Below are 416 nucleotides of genomic sequence, written 5' to 3'. Positions count from 1 at the left end.
GTCTTCTCCAAGACAGAAAGACTCCGGCCATGTCTTCGGCTGGCGGAGATTGCGGGTATATTGCGGCCATGTCTGGCAAACCTGCGTCAGAAGTTGCTCAAAGGTCGCAGAGGAATAAACACGTTGCAGTGGTGGATGTTGACCGATTTCGCTTCGGTCACAGATATAACCACTCCTGTCACGCATTAAATCAACACGCTCAAAGATTCTGGTGCGGTATTTCTCCAGCTCGTTCCCCCAGAGCGTGTATTCTCCGTTCCGGTTGTGAAGCAGAAGGTAACAGGTCATTTCCCCGTTACCAGGCATGGGGGCCTCGCCATACCCCGTAACGACTGCGCTCAGTACCCCTGAATCCATAACGGCATTGTCATTTTTCCTGAGCTGTTCCGCTCGTGGCTCCGCGCGACTACGTTCTG

1 protein-coding gene is annotated in these 416 nt (G+C 53.4%); it reads right to left on the bottom strand.

Annotation, left to right across the window (positions count from 1 at the left end):
* Positions 1–357: hypothetical protein (locus GVK91_RS27590; protein ID WP_369073914.1), on the bottom strand; the 357-nt coding region annotated here is incomplete at its 3' end.
* Positions 358–416: the final 59 nt, after the last annotated feature.

The sequence above is a fragment of the Sphingobacterium sp. 18053 genome (assembly GCF_902706145.1).
Classification (GTDB): Bacteria; Bacteroidota; Bacteroidia; order Sphingobacteriales; family Sphingobacteriaceae; genus Sphingobacterium; species Sphingobacterium paramultivorum.
The sequence above is the reverse complement of the archived record's forward strand: the minus strand, read 5'-3'. Positions and strand labels throughout refer to the sequence as shown.